Raw genomic sequence first — 257 nt, forward strand, 5'->3', positions numbered from 1 at the left:
AAAAGCACTGGCCAAACACACATTCAGTGTCAGCTCACCTCATGCCAGCCTGGCGCAACTGCGCCAATTGATTGAGCGCTGCGGTGGCAATGTCTCTGATCAGTGGATTACCGCTTTGGATCCTAACTCACCCTCGCTGACCCACCAACAGGCCGATGCCGCCAATATCGTTAACCAATTGGGTGCTAAACCCAGCAGTCTCTCGGCCTTGGAAGTCCACAAGCAAAGACAAGTAATTCTAAACAGTCCCAGCAGCA

The 257-nt window shown here is 52.5% G+C and carries 1 protein-coding gene; it reads left to right on the forward strand.

Features of this window, described 5'->3' with window-relative positions:
- The coding region (locus ACTG33_RS15655; protein ID WP_439136158.1) for a hypothetical protein at window positions 1-257 on the forward strand (257 nt) is incomplete at both ends.

Origin of the sequence: Pseudomaricurvus sp., assembly GCF_965662505.1 — a bacterium.
Lineage (GTDB): Bacteria > Pseudomonadota > Gammaproteobacteria > Pseudomonadales > Cellvibrionaceae > Pseudomaricurvus.